Raw genomic sequence first — 16,843 nt, forward strand, 5'->3', positions numbered from 1 at the left:
GCTCATGGATCGGTGCCATCGAGTGTCTGCCTGGCGGAGTCCAGCAGCTCCAGCGCGGCCGCAGGCGTGGGGGCCCGCATCAGGGCATGGCGCAGCTGGGGAGCGCCGGGGAAGCCGGTGCAGGTCCAGCTCATGTGCTTGCGGGCGATCAGCAGGCCGTGGTCGCCGCGGCTGGCGACGAGGGCCAGCAGCTGATCGCGGGCCAGCTCCAGGCGTTCGGGCCCACCCGGCGTGGCGGGAATGGGCCGTCCGCAGAGGGCGGCATCGATCTGCCCCACCAGCCAGGGGGCGCCCATGCTGCCCCGGCCCACCATCACGCCAGCCGCACCGGTGATGGTCAGGCAGCGCCGCGCATCCTCGGGGCTGTTCACATCACCGTTGGCGATCACAGGAATCGTCAGCGCCTCTTGCACCGCGGCGATCGCCTGCCAGTCGGCCGCGCCCTTGAAGCCCTGGCTGCGGCTGCGTCCATGCAGGGTGAGCAGCTGGGCTCCGGCTCGCTCCAGTTGCCGGCACCAGTGCACAGCGGCGGCGGACCCAGTCTCACGCTCACTCCAGCCCAGGCGGGTTTTCACAGTGACGGGGATCGACACGGCTGCGGCCACCGTCTCGACGATGCTGCAGGCCAGCTCCGGGGTCTGGATCAGGCCGCTGCCGCCTCCCTTGCGAGCGATCTTGCGCACGGGGCAGCCCATGTTGATGTCGATCAGAAAGGCGCCTGCCGCTTCGGCGCGCCGGGCCGCCTCCGCCATCGCCGCTGGGCGGTGATCGAACAGTTGCACCCCGATCGGCCCGGATTCCTCGGCCAGTTCCTCCACCTTGCGGCGTCCATGGCCCAGTTCCAGGCTGGTGGCATTCACCATTTCCGTGAACAGCAGCGCATCGGGCGCCCAGCGCCGCACCAGGGAGCGGAACACTCGGTCGCTCACGCCCGCCAGGGGAGATTGCAACACCCGGCAGCGCAGCTGACGGCAGGTGCCCGAACCCGTTAATCGCAGATCGCCCTGAGGGCGTGAGAGGGCGATGACCACCATCGATGCAGGCCGTCAGCTGATGTTGGACCTCCCTCCATCCTGACCGTCAGGCGACGGACTGTCGGTGGGGCAGGCGGGCTTGCTGCAGGGTCACCTGCTGCTCGATCGCATTGCGCAGCCAGGCGGTGGTCGACCAGTCTTCGGCTTGGGCCAACCGCTCCACCTCCTGGGCGAGATCCACCGGCAACTGCAGCGCGTAGCTCTGGATGCTGTGGGGCGCTGCGGGGCCGCCGGGCAGCGGGGCATCCAGGTGAAGCAGCTGCACTTTGAGCACCTCCAACCGGGTGTTGGCGCGGTGGCCGCCGCGGCGCACCTGGCGCAGGGTGAGTCGCACGGGCTGGCCTGGCCGCACCTGCCGCAGGCTGCGTGCTGGCAGGGGGTGATCGCGACGGTCGCAGAACACAGGACGGCTCCGTTCGGAGCTGGTGGTGTAGGTGAAGGTGACCAGGCCATCGCCGCTCCATGTGGGTGACGGGCCGTCGTGGTCGCTCAGGTGGGTCAGCAATCGGCGGCGATCGTGCCGTGCCCGGCGCAGCACGGGCCGGGGCAAGCGGAAGACGAGTCGCTGGGTGGGGCGATCGGGATCGATCCGGCTGGCCGGTTCGAGGCTGGTGTCGAACACATACATCCCATGAACGTAATGGCCGGATTAAGAACCCGACACTGGCTGTCGTGAAACGATGGCCTTGGTTGCTGCGGATCCGATGTCGGCATCACCCTGGCCACTGAGTGTGGAGCTGCTGGAGTGGATCCTTGAGGATCGCCTCTCCGATCGCTTTGTGGCAGAACGGATCTGGGAGCGGCTGGGGTACCAGCCGGCGGCGGATGGGGGGGAGTGTTGGAGCGCCGGACCGGAGACGCCGGAAGCGTGGCGGCAGGCCTTCCCCCAGGCTCCGGAGGTGATCGCCACGCGGCCCGCGTCCGTGCAGCTCACCCGCTCGATTCCGCCGGAGCACAAGCAACTGCTGAAACAGCAGCTCGGTTTTCAGGGGTACCGCATCGGTGCCCTGTACCCCCGCCGCACCCGGCGCGCCACCGCGGTGAACTGGCTGCTGGCCTGGCTGGCGGAGCGGGGTGAGCCGCTGCCGCCGCAGGGACCCGTGCCGGAGCTGCTGCCGCCCCCCGAAGACCCGGTGCGAGGCCACCCCGGCGACCCACCGGTGGGGTGATCCGTTGGGCTGATCCGATCGCCCCGGTGCTCACACCTGAATGATCACCTTGGTGCCCTTGCGGGTGTTGTCGAAGAGCCAGCGGGCCTGGTGGGTGGGCATGCGCACGCACCCGTTACTGCGAGGAACCCCAAACGCCTCGCCCGCCTCTTCCTGCCAGGGGGCGCCGTGCATGCAGATGAGCTCATTGGCGGTGATGCACATGGCGTAGGGCACGCCAGGGGCAACGTAATTGCGCCCTTGCATGGTGACGGAGCGGTATTTGGTGAGTACGGAGGCGTGACCGGTGGGGGTGGGGGTGGAGGCCTTGCCGGTGCTGACGGGGATCACCCGCACCACCTGCTCATTCCGGTCGTAAACGGTGAGTTGCTGGTCGGAGAGGTCGACCACGAGCGTGGCGATGAGCTCGAGCATGACTGTGACACTGGCGACACTGCACCAGGCCTAGCGGTCTCACGCGCGTCTCATTAGTCTCTTCCCGGAAATTTTCCTATTCGCTGGATGGCAGCTCTGTACTGTCAGGATTGAATGTTGTGCTTCCGTTTTGGCACGTCCCGTCGTCGCGATCATCGGGCGTCCCAATGTCGGCAAGTCGACGCTGGTGAACCGCCTCTGCCGCAGTCGGGAGGCGATCGTGCATGACGAGCCCGGTGTGACCCGCGATCGCACTTACCAGGACGGCTACTGGGGCGATCGGGAGTTCAAGCTCGTTGACACCGGCGGCTTGGTGTTCGACGACGACAGCGAGTTTTTGCCTGAGATCCGCGAACAGGCGTCTCTGGCCATGGCCGAGGCCTCCGTGGCCGTCGTGATCGTGGATGGCCAGCAAGGGGTGACGGCGGCGGATGAATCGATCGCCGAGTGGCTCCGCAGTCAGGCCTGCCCCACGCTGCTGGCCGTCAATAAGTGCGAATCCCCCGAGCAGGGCTTGGCGATGGCGGCCGAGTTCTGGGGGCTCGGCCTGGGCGAGCCCTACCCGATCTCCGCCATTCATGGTGCCGGCACCGGGGAGCTGCTCGACCAGGTGCTCACCTTCCTGCCCCCCAAGGATCAGGAGGGAGACGAGGCGGAACCGATCCAGATGGCGATCATCGGGCGTCCCAATGTGGGCAAATCGAGCCTGTTGAATGCGATCTGCGGTGAGCCGCGCGCCATTGTCAGCCCGATTCGTGGCACCACCCGCGACACGATCGACACCCGGCTCGAGCGCAATGGCCTCAGCTGGCGGCTGGTGGACACCGCCGGGATTCGCCGGCGCCGCAGCGTTCATTACGGCCCGGAGTTTTTCGGCATCAACCGCAGCTTCAAGGCGATCGAGCGCAGCGATGTGTGCGTGTTGGTGATTGATGCGCTCGATGGCGTCACCGAGCAGGATCAGCGCCTCGCCGGTCGGATTGAAGAAGAGGGACGCGCCTGTGTGGTGGTGGTGAACAAATGGGATGCGGTGGAGAAAGACAGCCACACCATGCCGGCGATGGAGAAGGAGCTGCGCGCCAAGCTCTATTTCCTCGACTGGGCGCCGATGCTGTTCACCTCAGCTCTCACCGGTCAGCGGGTGGACAGTATTTTTGCGCTGGCGGCCCTGGCCGTGGAGCAGCACCGCCGCCGGGTCAGCACCTCGGTGGTCAATGAGGTGCTCAAGGAAGCCCTCAGCTGGCGTAGCCCCCCCACCACCCGCGGCGGCCGGCAGGGGCGGGTGTATTACGGCACCCAGGTGGCCGTCCGGCCTCCGAGCTTCACCCTGTTTGTGAATGAGCCCAAGTTGTTCGGCGACACCTACCGGCGCTACGTGGAACGACAGATTCGTGAAGGCTTGGGGTTTGACGGCACGCCTTTGAAACTCTTCTGGCGTGGCAAGCAGCAACGTGATGCAGAGCGCGATCTGGCCCGGCAGCAGCAACGTCAGGGCTGACGTATGGACTGGCTGCGGCAGATTCCGATCGGGCAGTACGTGGACGGCAGCAGCAGCTGGCTGCGGCGGCTTGATCCGCGTCTGAAGCTGGCCTGGGTGCTGCTGTTTCTGCTCACCCCCGTGCTGGCTGGACCGCTCTGGCGCCTGGGCCTGCTGGGCCTGTTGCTGTTGCTCACGCTGGTCAGTCGGCTGCCGCCGCGGCTGTGGTGGCGCTCCCTTTTGCTCCTGAGCCTGCTGGGTGTGGGTGTGGGCCTCCTGGCCGCCCTGCTGCCCACCGGTGATCCAGCCGCGACCCTGCCGTTGCGCTCACCACAGGAACTTCCCGATCTGACGATCCCTCCATCGGGCTGGGAGCTGTTGCGCCTCGGCCCCCTGAAGCTCGGACCCTTCACGCTGGGGCCCTTGGTGGTGGATCGGCGCTCGGCTGAGCTTGGACTCAGCAGCGCCACGCTGATTGTCACGGTGGTGCACAGCGTCAATCTGATGCTGCTCACCACGCCCAGTGAGGAGCTGGTGTGGGCCTTGAGTTGGTTGATGGCACCGCTGGCCGTGCTGGGCCTGCCCGTGGATCGCCTCAGCTTCCAGCTGTTGCTGGCGCTTCGATTTCTGCCGCTGGTGCAGGAGGAGTTGCAGAACCTGTTGCGAGCACTGGCCAGTCGGGCGGTCAATCTGAAGCGCCTCGGATTCAAGGCGTCTTTCGGCCTGGTGCTCGCCGTGGCTGAGCGCCTGCTTGCCAACATCCTGCTGCGCGCCGAGCAGGGCGCGGATGCCCTGCTGGTGCGAGGTGGGCGCTGGTGCCCTGCCGAGGCGTTTCGCCCGGCCGCGGCGGTGGCTTGGCGCGACCATCTGCGCAACGGTGCAGGGGTGGGACTGCTGCTGCTGTTGCTCGGACTGCGCGGGAAGTACGGTGCCCTGTGATCTGCATGACTGTCACCGTGGGTGCCGAGCGCTATCTCAATCACCCCACGTTTGGCATGCTCTATCGCGTGGCGCCGGCGGGCGAAGGCCGTGACATCTACGCCACGCTCTACGCGCAACGGATGTTTTTCCTGGTGACGCTGCAACCGCGGGGCGCTCAATTTGAGGTGATTCCTTACCAGGATGCGCGTCACCATGCTGAGCTCAACCTGGCCCGCAGTCGCCGGGATGCCTCCCCGGACCAGGAGCGCTGGAAGCAGCTGTTCGACCAGACCTTCATTTGAAATCGTGATCAGGTCGGCCTGTTCTCCAGGAACCGGTGCCGACCCAGGAGCCTGCCCATGGACCCACATGAACTTTCCCGGCGCTGGCAGAGCGTGATGGCAGCCCTGCCACCGTCAGCCCGGTTGTTGGCGGTGAGCAAAGGGCATCCAGCGGCGGCGATACGTGACCTTGCTGCCCTCGGTCAGGTGGCCTTCGGGGAGAGTCGTGTGCAGGAGGCGTTGCGGAAACAGGAGGAACTCGCGGATCTGACTCAGCTGCAGTGGCATTTCATCGGGCGCCTGCAGGCCAACAAGGTGCGCCAGGTGCTGCGCGCCTTCGGCACCATCCATTCCCTCGACAGCCTGGCCCTTTGTGAACGGGTCTCGCGCATTGCCGGAGAAGAAGGGTGCCAGCCGCGGGTGATGCTGCAGGTGAAGCTCCGTCCGGACCCGAAGAAGGGAGGCTGGGATCCCGAGGAGCTGCGCCAGGTCTGGCCGGATTTGCAGCGGTTGCCCCATTGCTCCATCGTCGGCCTGATGACCATCGCCCCCCTGGGGCTCGCGCCTGAGGAGCGTCTGGCCCTGTTTCGCGACTGTCGTCAGCTGGCGGATGACCTGGGCCTCAGCGAGTGCTCGATGGGGATGAGCGGCGATTGGGCTGAGGCGGTGAGCGCCGGGGCCACCTGGGTACGACTCGGGTCTGCGCTGTTCGGTGAACGCTCTGTGCAGCAATCGGTGGCTTGACGCTTGCTCTCGTTCCGTCGGAGCGCTATCTAGGGTCAAGGTTTTTCAGACGTCCGGTGTCGCTTATTTCCCGCCTTCGCGCCGTTGTTGCCGGTGATGATTATCTCGATGGCGAGTATGACGATCTCGACTACGACACCGGTGAGGAGCTGGATGCTGATGGCGGCGCCAGCCACGCCTCCGGAGGAGCTCTTGCCCCTCTCGGTTCCGCGAACCCTTTCGCCAGCGATGATGCCTTCACCAGTAGCTCCAATGTGATCGGCATGCCTGGAATCAGCACGGCGGCCACCGAAGTGATGCTGATGGAGCCCCGCAGTTTCGACGAAATGCCGCGGGCGATTCAGGCTCTGCGCGAGCGCAAGACGATCATCCTCAACCTCACGATGATGGAGCCCGATCAGGCGCAGCGGGCCGTTGATTTTGTGGCTGGAGGCACCTTTGCCATTGATGGTCATCAGGAACGCGTGGGTGAAAGCATTTTTCTCTTCGCCCCCAGCTGCGTCACCGTGACTAACGCCCATCAAGACGAAGCTTCCTCACCCACGTTGGTGACCAAAGATGTGGAGCAGGCTTCCGCTGAGGCCAGCGTCGCTCCCGCTCCCGCCTGGGGCGCTGCCTCAGCTCTTTGAGCCTGCAGTCGGCTCCGGTGCCACACACACTTGGGGTGATTGGCCTGGGTCGGATGGCCCAGGCTCTGCTCTGGCCGCTGCTGGATGAAGGTGTCATCGCTGCCAAGGACGTGCTGGCCGTGGTCGGTCACGACGCTTCGGTGCAGCGGTTGCGGGGGAGGTGTCCGGCCGAATTGACCCTCCTGGCTGCGACCGATCCGGCTGCCGCCGCCGTCTGGGCGTCTGCGATTCAGCTGCTGGCAATCAAGCCGCAGCAGCTCGATGCCGTTGCCGCTTCCGTTCCGGCGGTTGCACCAGAGGCCTCGCCCCTGCTGATTTCTGTGCTCGCGGGGGTCAGCCTCGAGCGCCTGCAAAGGGCGTTCCCCGGTCGCCGCTGTGTGCGCGCCGTTCCCAATACCCCCTGTTTGGTGCGCGCTGGCCTCACCGGTCTGGCCTGGGGGCAGGGCGTGACGGTCGCGGATCGCGAGCGGGTCAAGGCGTTCTTCTCGCCGGTGAGCGAAGTGCTGGAGCTGGCAGAGGATCGGTTGGATGCCTTTCTGGCCCTCACCTCATCCGGCCCGGCCTACGTGGCGCTGGTGGTCGAGGCGATGGCGGATGGGGCGGTGGCGGCCGGTCTGCCGAGGGATCTCTCCCATCACCTCGCCCACCGCACCCTGGCGGGAACCGCAGCGCTCCTGCAGGAGCAGGAGCTCCATCCCAGTCAGCTCAAAGACATGGTCGCCTCTCCTGGTGGCACGACGATGGCGGCCCTGCGCCGGCTGGAGCAGGCGGGGGTGCGATCAGCCCTGATCGAGGCGGTGGTGGCGGCCGCTGAACATGGACGGCAATTGCGCTGAAACGGCTCGAGATTTCAGGCCGCCGTGCGGCTGGTGCTGCTCAGCAGGTCGGCATAGAGGGATTCGATCGCATCGATATTGCGGCTCAGCGTGTAGCGCTCCAGCACGCGCTGGCGGGCGCGGCGTCCGAGTTCGGCCGTGAGCACCGGTTGATCGCGCAACACCGGCAGCAGGGTGCGCAGCTGGGTGGTGACCCCCTGGGTGCTGAGCACGATGCCAGCCCCGTCGGCGAGCACCTCACCATCGGCTCCCGCGTCGGTGGCCACACAGGCACAGCCGCTGGCCATCGCTTCCAGCAGGGCCAGCGACAACCCCTCCACCAGGCTGGGCAGCACGAACACCTCGGCGCATTGCATCAGGGCCACGCGGGTGTTCAGGTCGGATTCGTAGCCCCACCAGCTCACGGAGCTGTGGCCATGGGCGTTCTGCAGGGTGGCCCGCAGGGGACCATCCCCCACGATCACCAGCCGGCATCCCTTCGGGCTCACCAGACGCCACGCCTTCAGCAGCGCCTCCACATTCTTCTCGGTGGCGATCCGTCCCATGTAGAGGAAGATCCGCTCGGAGCCGAGGCGATCACGCACCGCCTGCTGCGCCATCGCGTCCAGCGCCTGTCGCGCTGATGATTCCGTCTCGCCGGCTGTGGACGGGGACCAGCACAGCGGATCGACACCATTGGGAATCACCGCCAAGCGGCTGTCACGCACCCCGAGGCGGGCGAGCACCTCCGCCTGGCGCTCTGAAAACACAATCACCCGGTCGTAACGGGCCAGGGCTGGTGCATAGAGCTGATAGGTGAGCTGCTGGGTGCCGGCGGTGAGATTGCGCAGTCCGGCGTCGAAGGGAGGGTGGAAGGTGGCCACCAGGGGCACGCCCAGTTGCTGACAGAGGTCGGGAAGCCGGAAGTCGAGGGGCGAGAGGGTGAGGCTGGCGTGCACCAGATCGGGCTTGAGGCGCTCCAGTGATTCCCTCAGCTCCCTTTGGGCGCCGGGAGAGGGAATCGTGTACACCTGCGACTTCACCAGGTAGGGCAGGCTCACATCCGGATCGTTGGCCAGCAGTGATGTGGTGCCGCTGCCGGGAACGCCGGGATTATCGAAATGAATGAAGCTGGTCTGATGGCCCCGTGCTCTCAGGGCCTCGGTCGTGCTCAGCCCGTAGGTGACGTTGCCGCAGAACGGTGATTTTTTGCCCAGCCAGGCAATATGCGCCACCTGCCGCTTCCCTTCTGCTGAACCAGAAAGTTAGCAGCGTTGCCAGGGGCGCTCGATCAGTGCAGCGATCAGGGCAAGGATCGCCAGCAGCCCCAGCACGGGCGACAGGCCGATGCTGCTCACCAGGGTGCCCGCCAGCACCAGGGGGAGGCTGAGGGCGATGTTGATCAGGTTGTTCTGCAGGCCGAACACCCGCCCCCGCTGCTGTTCCGGAGTGTCTTCCTGGATGGTGGTCTGCGCCGGAATCGCCACCAGGGCGGCACCGACGCCGAGAATGCCGCAAAGGGTGAGCGTGGCGGCCAGCGAGCCCTTGAACTGGCTCAGCAGCAGCAGGGTCCAGGTGATCGTGCCGAGGCCGGTGGCCGTGAGGCGGCGGCGGTTGAAGTGGTGACCCAACTGGGCCACCACCACAGCACCCACCGCCATCCCAAGCCCGCTCATCGCCAGCAGGGTGCCGAAGCCCGAGGGGCCGAGACTGCTGATCAGGGCTGCCAGCTGCAGGGCGAGCACATAGAGGGCCGCCAGCAGGCTGTAGAGGAACACAAGATGCACCATGGCACTGCGCACGGTGGGGAAGCGTTGCAGCACCTGCAGCCCTTCCTTGATTTCGTGCCACACGGAGCGACCGGAGAGGTTGCGGGGTGGTTCGGCGCGATCGATGGCCAGCAGGCACAGCGCGGCCATGCCGTAGCAGAAGGGCAAAAGAACGAATTCGCCGCCTTCCAGGCCGATCCGTTCGGAGAGATGGTTCAGCCCGCGCAGGATCGGTTCGCCCAGGGCGAAGCCCACGATCGTGGCCCCCATGCTCGTGGTCTGATACAGGGAATTGGCGGCGAGCAGGTGCTCCCCCGGCACCAGCCAGGTGATCGCCGCCTGTTCAGCCGGGGCGAAGAACTGGGTGAGGATCGATTCCAGGAAGGTCATCAGCACCAGACCCCAATACCCCCAGGGCAAACCAAGGATCAGGGGCCCTGGAATCAGAAAGAGGGGGGTGAACAACACCAGCAGGGCCCGCAGCCCGTTGGAGGCCACCATCACCCGGCGCTTGGGCCAGCGGTCCACCCACACACCGGCCACGCTGCCCAACACCATCGCCGGAATGGTGTTGGCCACGAAAATACCGGTGGCCAGGAGGGTGATCACCTGGGTGCGGGTGCTGATGTCGAAGCCGATATCCGAGGCCACCTCCGCCAGAACGCCGTTCTGCTCCGAGGTGAGCAGCAGGTGCTGATCGATCAGAAACACCATCAGCACGATGTAGAACTTGTCGGCCAGCTGGGAGAAGATCTGACCGATCCAGAGCTTGCGAAAGTCCACGAGGCGGAGCACCGCCTGCAGGCCTCGCCCGCCCTCAGGGTTTTCACTGGTCGGCAGGGCCGGCTCCGGAGTGTTCAGGGATGGACCGCTCAAGATGGCTGGCACGACCGGCTCATGATCGCCCAGCCTCACGCACCATGGCGAGCGCGCGGACGGGCCGGGGCAGATGGCTGCGGATCCAGCACTCCACCACGGTGAGCAGGCGCAGCCACACCTCGGGAGGTCCCATCAGGGCACCGTCCCGCCGCCGGGGCAGCTCGGCCCGTGGCAGCCGTTGCAGCAGGGCCAGTTCGGAAGGGTTGAGCTGAATCGCAGCCCCTGCTTGCGAGCCGATGGCGAAGCCTTCATCTGCGAGCAGACTGCAGCGCCATTCCCACTGGCCGATGGGCGGCAGCAGGGGGGCTCCGCTGCGGCAGCAGCTCTGCAGGGGAAGCCCGTAGCCGCCCAGGGCGAGCAGGTGCACGGCAGCCTGCACCGTGGTGGCCAGGGCGAGGCCTGGTTCCGGTGCGGATGTCCGGCTGCAGGTTTCCAGCCGCTCCAGATGCATCAGCACGGTGTCGAGCAGGCCTGGAATCGGGTCATCGCCCGCCACCAGGGCGATGCAGAGTTCGGCCAGGGCCTGGGCTCCGGCCAAGGTGTCGAGCCGTTGGCCAACGGCGATGAAACTGTGCTGCACCCGCAGTTGCCGGAGGCGCGGTAACCCACGCTGGCCCACCACCTGGAGCTCCAGCAGGGTGAGTGGAACGGCGGCGGCCAGGCTGCTGCGGGGCCGGCGTGCGCCGGGCACGGCCAGCCGGATCACCCCGGTCTCAGCGCTCAGCACCGTGAGCAAGCGGTCGTGCTCCCCGAGGGGGCCTGCCTTGAGGGCGAGGGCCTCGAGGCGCCGGTCAGTCCCCACCGGCGTCGCGCGACTGGGGGCGGCGCAGTTCCTGCAGCAGCGAGGGACCGCGGCTGGTGCCGATGGCCGTGGCACCGGCCTCCACCAGGGTGATGCAGTGGTCGAGCCGATGCACCCCCCCCACGGCTTTGATGCCGCAGCGGCCGCGGCAGAGCGAGCGCAGCCGGCTGATCTGCTCCGCCGTGGCGGGTCCGCCGAAACCGTGGCCGCTCTGCACGGCGGCAGCACCGGCATCGATCGCAGCCTCCACGGCCAGCTGCAGAGGGTCGTCTTCCCAGCGGCTCAGGTCGAGGATCACCGTGAGCGGCAGGCCGATGCCGGCAAGAGCGGCCAGTTCTTCGGCGAAATGGTTGGCGTCACCAGCGGCGAGTGCGGCCAGATCCGGGGCCACATCGAGGGCCTCGGCGCCCTGTTCGGCGGCCCATTCCGCCTCCGCCTGCTTGAGCTCGGCCGGCAAGGCGCCGAACGGGAAAGCGATTGAGGCGATCAGGCGTGTTGGGCCCGGTGGGCCCAGACGCTCGCGCGCTGTTGGCAACCGGCGCAGGCTGGTGCAGATCCCACCCATGCCCAGATGCCTGGCCGCATCACAACCCTCTAAAAACTGGTCGGGCGTCAGATGGGGGTCGAGCAGGGCGTGGTGGATCAGGGGGGCCAGCTCCGGCAGCTCCTGCCGTCGTCTGGGCGTCATGGTCATCGCTGCGGTGCCGGTTCAGGTCCGAGCCTGGATCACGCCGTAGCCGCCGTGGTTCCGGCGGTAGATCACCTGCAGGTCGCCCGTGCTGGCATCGCGGAACAGGTAGAAGTCATGATCGATCACGTCGAGTTGGTGCCGCGCTTCCTCCAGGCTCATCGGTGGCATGGCGAAATACTTGCGGCGCACGCCTGGGTCGGGGAGCTGCACCTCCTTGCCATCGAGCAGAGACCCATCGATTGGAGCCGCATCAGCGATCGCGTCCGTTGGCGGCGTTTCGCTGGCCCGATGGCCGTTGCTGTGGTGGTGATCGCTGTGGCGTTCCTTGAAGCGACGCAGCTGGCGGCAGAGCTTGCTCGCCACCAGATCAATGCTGGCGTAAAGGTTTTCACTGCGCTCCTGGGCCCGGATCACCGTGCCGTTCGCGAACACCGTCACCTCGGCGGTCTGTTGCGGCACCCGCGGGTTGCGGGCCACCGAAAGATGCACATCCGCTTCCTTCACCATGTCGTCGAAATGCTGCACCGCCCGCTCGAGTTTTGACTGGGTGTAGTCGCGCAGGGCAGGGGTCAGCTCGAGATTGCGACCATGGATCAGCAGCTTCATGGCATCCCTCCGGTGCCGGTTGATATCCGCAACCTAGAGACGCCATCCCCGTCAGCCCAGAGGGCTGCGGCATTTCTTTTTGAGCCCCCCTCGCCGGTGGCGTTTCCTCAAGCCTGGGTCTGGCAGCGCCGCTGGCAGGAACGGCTGCTGGCGGCGCAGGGTGCTGCTGTGCCGGAGGCGGTGTGGTTGCTGCAGCATTCCCCCTGCTACACCCTCGGCCGCGGCGCCAGCGAGGAGCATCTGCGCTTTGAGCCCTCCACCCCTCCGGCGCCTCTGCATCGGATTGATCGGGGCGGTGAGGTGACCCATCACGCACCGGGGCAGCTGGTGGCTTACCCGGTGCTGGACCTGCGCCGGCATCAGCCCGACCTGCACTGGTATCTGCGCCAGCTGGAGCAGGTGGTGCTCGATGTGTTGCTGGCGCTGGAGCTGCGGGGGGAGCGCCTCAATGGCCTGACCGGCATCTGGCTGGAGGGGCGCAAGCTGGCGGCGATCGGCGTGGGCTGCCGTCGCTGGGTGACCCAGCACGGCCTGGCGCTCAACGTGAGCTGCGATCTGCGTGGCTTCGAGGCCGTCGTGCCCTGTGGCCTCGCGGGCCGGGCGGTGGGGAACCTGAATGCATGGATCCCGGGTCTGACGGTGGCGCAGGTGCAGCCGCTGTTGCGTCAGGCCCTGGCGGAACGCTTCCAGTTGCGCTGGCTTGCCGGCGAGGCCATTGCCGAACCGGAGCCGGGGTGATAGCCCTGGGCGACCCTGTTGCACCGTCGTGACCTCGTCTGCTGCGCAAGCCACCTGGACGCCCACCGCCCGAGAGCGCAGCGCCCTGGCCCGTCAGGAACATGTGCAGGCCCTGGGCCGGGTGGATCAGATCTGGCCCTGGCTGAAGCGGCATCACGGTGAGGTGATGGCGGTGGAGGCCCCCCATGCCACCCACGCGGAGCGGTTCAGTTATCGGGAGCTGGCGGATCGGATCGAGCGGGCGGCCGCAGCCTTTGCCGCATTGGGTCTCCGCAGCGGCGATGTGGTGGGGCTGTTCGCGGAGAACAGTCCCCGCTGGTTGGTGGCGGATCAAGGCCTGATGCGCGCCGGTGCCGTGGCTGCGGTGCGTGGCGCGGCCGCTCCCGTGGAGGAGCTGCGCTACATCCTTGACGACTGCGGCGCTGTCGCCCTGGTGGTGCAGAACGCTGAGATCTGGCGCCGGCTCGCGTTGCCGCCGCAGCTGCACGCCCGCCTGCGTTTCGTGCTGCAGCTGGAGGGTGAAGCCCCTGAGGGTGTGCTCGACTTCGACACCTTTCTCGCCCATGCCGATGGCCAGCGGCCCCCGGATCCCGATCAGGGGCGCGGGCGGGAGTCGGCGGCCACCACCACCGCCACGATCCTCTACACGAGTGGAACCACCGGGCAGCCCAAGGGTGTACCCCTGAGCCACGGCAACCTGCTGCACCAGATGCGCAGTCTCGCCTGCGTCGCCCGCCCGGAGCCCGGCACACCGGTGCTGAGCGTGCTGCCGATCTGGCATGCCTATGAACGCAGCGCTGAGTATTACTTCTTTTCCTGCGCCTGCTCGCAGAGCTACACCACGATCAAGCAGCTGAAGCGGGATCTGCCCCGGGTGAAACCGGTGGTGATGGTGACGGTGCCGCGCCTGTGGGAAGCGGTGCAGGCCGGTTTTGAGGATGTGCTGAAAACCTTCCCCGCCTCCCGCCAGCGTCTGTTGCGGGCGGCGCTCGCCAATAGCAGTGCCTATGGCCTCGCCCGCCGGCGTAGCCGCAATCTGATGCTGGAGCCGGTGCGTCGACGCGACCGGCTCGCGGCCCGGGCCGAAGCGCTGCGGCGCTGGCCTGCCCATGCACTCGCCTCGCGCCTGATCTGGCCGAAGCTGCGGCTCCAGCTCAGTGGCGGCCAGCTGCGTTATCCGATCAATGGCGGTGGGGCGATCGCCCCCCACGTGGATGCCTTTTTTGAAGCCGTCGGGATCGAACTGCTGGTGGGCTATGGCCTCACGGAAACCAGTCCGGTGGTGAGCTGCCGCCGCCCCTGGCACAACATCCGCGGCAGTTCCGGTCTGCCGATGCCCGACACGGAATTCCGGATCGTCGATCCCGACAGCCGCGCCCCTCTGGGATTTCCCCAGCGGGGGGTGGTGCTGGTGCGCGGCCCTCAGGTGATGGCGGGGTATCTCGGCAAGCCGGAGGCGACGGCCAAGGTGCTCGACGCTGACGGCTGGTTTGACACCGGCGATCTGGGCATGCTGCTGCCGGATGGCTCCGTGGTGCTCACCGGCCGTGCCAAAGACACCATCGTGCTCAGCAGCGGCGAGAACATTGAACCGGGCCCCCTGGAGGAGGCCCTGGTGGCCAGTGATCTGATCGAGCAGGTGATGCTCGTGGGGCAGGACGAGCGTCAGCTCGGTGCCCTGGTGGTGCCGCGTGCCGAAGCGATGCGGGCCTGGGCGGCGGATCAGGGGCTGCAGCTGGCGGAGGATCTGGGCGGCAGCCCCGGGGATGACAACCTGCTGCGCCTGTTGCGCGGTGAACTGAACCGCCTGCTCAGCCAGCGCCCCGGATCAAGGGCCGATGAGCGCCTGGCGGGTATCGCCCTGGTGGAACCGTTTTCGATTGAGAACGGTCTGCTCACCCAGACGCTCAAACAACGTCGCGATCGGATCGGCCAGCGTGATGTCGCGGCGATCCGGTCGATCTACGGCCGCTGAGGGCAGGCCCGCTGGCTTGACCAGCGGGCGCCGGGCTGAGACGCTTGGCGCTTCTTCCCAACATCCATGTCTGACGGCACCACCCTGTCGATCAAACGGTCCATCACGGTGCGCGCCGTGGTGACGCCGGCCTGGAAAGAGGAGGCCGAGCGTGAGCTGAGCAACGCCATTGCCACCAGCGATCAGCAGCTGGCCCAGCTGGAGCAGGAGGGACAGCAGGTGGTGGAGGAGATCCGCCGGCAGAGCGCCAACCCGCTCGATCCCCGTGTGCAGGAGCAGGTGGCCCAGGTGCAGCAGCAGGTGGCCGCCAAGCGGGCCGAGCTGGAGGAGCAGAAGCGGAACGTGCTCCAGCAGCAGGCCCAGGTGCGGGAGCTGGAGATGGAGCAGATCGTGGAGCAGGGCCAGATCGAGAGCTTCTGCGACCTCAAGGTGGGCGACAACCTTGTGACCAAGATGCAGGTTGCTGTGGTGGTGCGCGACGGCGTGGTCGAGTCGATCGAGCAGGGCTGAGCGGACCCGTAAAATCCCCCTACTCAGCCCTTCTGGAGACGGTTTTGGCGACCCACGACATCTTTATGCCTGCCCTCAGCTCCACCATGACTGAGGGCAAGATCGTGGAGTGGTTGAAGCAGCCTGGCGACAAGGTGGCCAGGGGGGAATCGGTGTTGGTGGTCGAGTCGGACAAGGCCGACATGGACGTGGAGTCGTTCAACGAGGGCTATCTGGCGGCCGTGTTGATGCCCGCCGGCAGCACCGCACCGGTGGGCGAAACGATCGGCCTGATCGTGGAAAGCGAAGCGGAGATTGCTGCGGCCCAGGCCAAAGCTGGTGGTGGAGGTGGCGCTGCGACCCCGGCTGCCGCACCAGCCCCCGCAACGGCCCATGCAACGGCCCCCACACCTGCGCCCCCGGCGGCTCCAGCGCCTGCTCCTGCAGCTGCCGTTGTGCCGCCGGCCCTTGAGCAGCCTGCCGCGCTGGCGAATGGCCGGATTGTGGCCAGCCCCCGGGCCAAGAAATTGGCGGCCCAGATGGGCGTTGAGCTCACCAAAGTGCGGGGCAGTGGTCCGAATGGCCGGATTCAGGCTGAGGATGTGGAGCGGGCGGCCGGTCGTCCGGTGACGCCACCGCGGGTGGGCGAAGGCACGGCCGTGGCGATCGTGGCTGGGGCTGCTTCGGCCGCTCCCACGGCGCCAGCCTCACCCGCGGGCAACAGCTTTGGGGCCCCCGGCGAGACCGTGGCCTTCAACACGCTGCAGCAGGCCGTCAATCGCAACATGGAAGCGAGCCTGGCGGTGCCTTGTTTCCGCGTGGGGTACACCATCACCACCGACAAGTTCGACGCCTTCTACAAGCAGGTGAAGCCCAAGGGCGTCACGATGACGGCGCTGCTGGCCAAGGCCGTGGCGGTGACCCTGGCCCGGCACCCCCAGGTGAATGCCGCCACCACGGCTGCGGGGATGGCCTACCCCGCCGATGTGAATGTGGCGATCGCTGTGGCGATGGAAGGCGGTGGCCTGATCACACCGGTGCTGCGCCAGGCCGATCGCACCGATCTCTACGCGATGTCGCGTCAGTGGGCCGATCTGGTGAAGCGCTCCCGCAGCAAGCAGCTGCAACCTGAGGACTACAGCACCGGCACCTTCACCCTGTCGAACCTGGGCATGTTCGGTGTGGATCGTTTTGATGCGATCTTGCCTCCGGGCACCGGCGCGATTCTGGCGGTGGCCGCCTCCCGTCCCACGGTGGTGGCCGGCAACGATGGCTCGATTGCTGTGAAGCGGCAGATGCAGGTGAACCTCACGGCCGACCATCGAGTGATCTATGGCGCTGATGGCGCCGCCTTCCTCAAGGATCTGGCCGAACTAATTGAAACCAGGCCGGAAAGCCTGGCGATGTGAT

19 protein-coding genes are annotated in these 16,843 nt (G+C 67.0%); 11 read left to right on the top strand and 8 right to left on the bottom strand.

Going from position 1 to position 16,843, the window contains the following annotated elements:
- Positions 1-2 precede the first annotated feature (2 nt).
- Together dusB and SynRS9909_RS03210 are read right to left on the bottom strand one after the other, a co-directional pair.
- Entirely contained in the window at positions 3-1,034 is a 1,032-nt protein-coding gene (gene dusB / locus SynRS9909_RS03205; protein ID WP_007100508.1) for a tRNA dihydrouridine synthase DusB, read from the bottom strand.
- A 46-nt stretch (positions 1,035-1,080) separates the two neighbouring features.
- Complete coding sequence (locus SynRS9909_RS03210; protein WP_007100507.1) at positions 1,081-1,662, bottom strand: hypothetical protein; 582 nt, start codon at positions 1,660-1,662, stop codon at positions 1,081-1,083.
- A 52-nt stretch (positions 1,663-1,714) separates the two neighbouring features.
- Between SynRS9909_RS03210 and SynRS9909_RS03215 the strand changes: the two genes are divergently transcribed.
- Entirely contained in the window at positions 1,715-2,203 is a 489-nt protein-coding gene (locus SynRS9909_RS03215; protein WP_007100506.1) for a DUF1823 family protein, read from the top strand.
- A gap of 30 nt (positions 2,204-2,233) precedes the next feature.
- Here the strand turns inward: SynRS9909_RS03215 and SynRS9909_RS03220 are convergent, their stop codons facing one another.
- Positions 2,234-2,617 carry a L,D-transpeptidase gene (locus tag SynRS9909_RS03220; protein WP_007100505.1) on the bottom strand — a complete coding sequence of 128 codons (384 nt, stop codon included), beginning with the start codon at positions 2,615-2,617 and terminating at the stop codon, positions 2,234-2,236.
- A gap of 130 nt (positions 2,618-2,747) precedes the next feature.
- Here SynRS9909_RS03220 and der point away from each other — a divergent pair, with 130 nt between their 5' ends.
- Genes der through proC form a run of 6 tightly spaced genes read left to right on the top strand, consistent with a single transcriptional unit; the run spans position 2,748 to position 7,505 of the window.
- On the top strand, positions 2,748-4,115 hold the full coding sequence (der, locus tag SynRS9909_RS03225; protein ID WP_007100504.1) for a ribosome biogenesis GTPase Der: 1,368 nt from the start codon (positions 2,748-2,750) through the stop codon (positions 4,113-4,115).
- Between the two features lie 3 nt (positions 4,116-4,118).
- A complete protein-coding gene (locus SynRS9909_RS03230; RefSeq protein ID WP_007100503.1) occupies positions 4,119-5,033 on the top strand; it encodes a CbiQ family ECF transporter T component in 915 nt (304 codons plus the stop codon).
- Between the two features lie 17 nt (positions 5,034-5,050).
- Complete coding sequence (locus SynRS9909_RS03235) at positions 5,051-5,317, top strand: PipX family protein (protein WP_038001551.1); 267 nt, start codon at positions 5,051-5,053, stop codon at positions 5,315-5,317.
- A 57-nt stretch (positions 5,318-5,374) separates the two neighbouring features.
- On the top strand, positions 5,375-6,040 hold the full coding sequence (locus SynRS9909_RS03240; RefSeq protein WP_007100501.1) for a YggS family pyridoxal phosphate-dependent enzyme: 666 nt from the start codon (positions 5,375-5,377) through the stop codon (positions 6,038-6,040).
- 56 nt (positions 6,041-6,096) lie between these two features.
- A complete protein-coding gene (locus SynRS9909_RS03245) occupies positions 6,097-6,669 on the top strand; it encodes a cell division protein SepF (RefSeq protein ID WP_007100500.1) in 573 nt (190 codons plus the stop codon).
- 53 nt (positions 6,670-6,722) lie between these two features.
- Positions 6,723-7,505, top strand: coding sequence for a pyrroline-5-carboxylate reductase (proC, locus tag SynRS9909_RS03250; RefSeq protein ID WP_007100499.1), 783 nt, complete (start codon positions 6,723-6,725; stop codon positions 7,503-7,505).
- 14 nt (positions 7,506-7,519) lie between these two features.
- Here proC and SynRS9909_RS03255 read toward each other — a convergent pair whose 3' ends face one another.
- The 5 genes from SynRS9909_RS03255 to hpf are packed head-to-tail and all read right to left on the bottom strand — an operon-like array spanning position 7,520 to position 12,231.
- Positions 7,520-8,719 (bottom strand): glycosyltransferase family 4 protein, encoded by a 1,200-nt coding sequence (locus SynRS9909_RS03255; RefSeq protein WP_186593783.1) that lies wholly within the window; start codon positions 8,717-8,719, stop codon positions 7,520-7,522.
- Between the two features lie 30 nt (positions 8,720-8,749).
- A complete protein-coding gene (locus tag SynRS9909_RS03260) occupies positions 8,750-10,129 on the bottom strand; it encodes an MFS transporter (protein ID WP_083774509.1) in 1,380 nt (459 codons plus the stop codon).
- 19 nt (positions 10,130-10,148) lie between these two features.
- Positions 10,149-10,934: a DNA repair protein RecO gene (locus SynRS9909_RS03265; protein ID WP_007100496.1), complete on the bottom strand. Its 786-nt coding sequence runs from the start codon at positions 10,932-10,934 to the stop codon at positions 10,149-10,151.
- Positions 10,924-11,628, bottom strand: a complete 705-nt coding sequence (locus SynRS9909_RS03270; protein ID WP_007100495.1) for a hypothetical protein — start codon at positions 11,626-11,628, stop codon at positions 10,924-10,926. The genes SynRS9909_RS03265 and SynRS9909_RS03270 overlap by 11 nt, the downstream gene beginning before the upstream one ends.
- Positions 11,629-11,643: 15 nt before the next feature.
- Positions 11,644-12,231 (bottom strand): ribosome hibernation-promoting factor, HPF/YfiA family, encoded by a 588-nt coding sequence (hpf, locus tag SynRS9909_RS03275; RefSeq protein WP_007100494.1) that lies wholly within the window; start codon positions 12,229-12,231, stop codon positions 11,644-11,646.
- A 12-nt stretch (positions 12,232-12,243) separates the two neighbouring features.
- Between hpf and lipB the strand changes: the two genes are divergently transcribed.
- From lipB to SynRS9909_RS03295, 4 genes are all read left to right on the top strand, one after another.
- Positions 12,244-12,969 (top strand): lipoyl(octanoyl) transferase LipB, encoded by a 726-nt coding sequence (gene lipB, locus SynRS9909_RS03280; RefSeq protein WP_038000811.1) that lies wholly within the window; start codon positions 12,244-12,246, stop codon positions 12,967-12,969.
- A 28-nt stretch (positions 12,970-12,997) separates the two neighbouring features.
- Complete coding sequence (locus tag SynRS9909_RS03285) at positions 12,998-14,944, top strand: AMP-binding protein (protein WP_007100492.1); 1,947 nt, start codon at positions 12,998-13,000, stop codon at positions 14,942-14,944.
- A 66-nt stretch (positions 14,945-15,010) separates the two neighbouring features.
- Positions 15,011-15,454 (top strand): YlqD family protein, encoded by a 444-nt coding sequence (locus tag SynRS9909_RS03290; protein WP_007100491.1) that lies wholly within the window; start codon positions 15,011-15,013, stop codon positions 15,452-15,454.
- Between the two features lie 44 nt (positions 15,455-15,498).
- The gene (locus SynRS9909_RS03295) at positions 15,499-16,842 is read left to right on the top strand and encodes a dihydrolipoamide acetyltransferase family protein (RefSeq protein ID WP_083774428.1); all 1,344 of its coding nucleotides are present in this window, start codon (positions 15,499-15,501) and stop codon (positions 16,840-16,842) included.
- The last annotated feature ends 1 nt before the right edge of the window (position 16,843 follow it).

Origin of the sequence: Synechococcus sp. RS9909, assembly GCF_014279595.1 — a bacterium.
In the GTDB taxonomy this organism is placed as follows: domain Bacteria; phylum Cyanobacteriota; class Cyanobacteriia; order PCC-6307; family Cyanobiaceae; genus Synechococcus_C.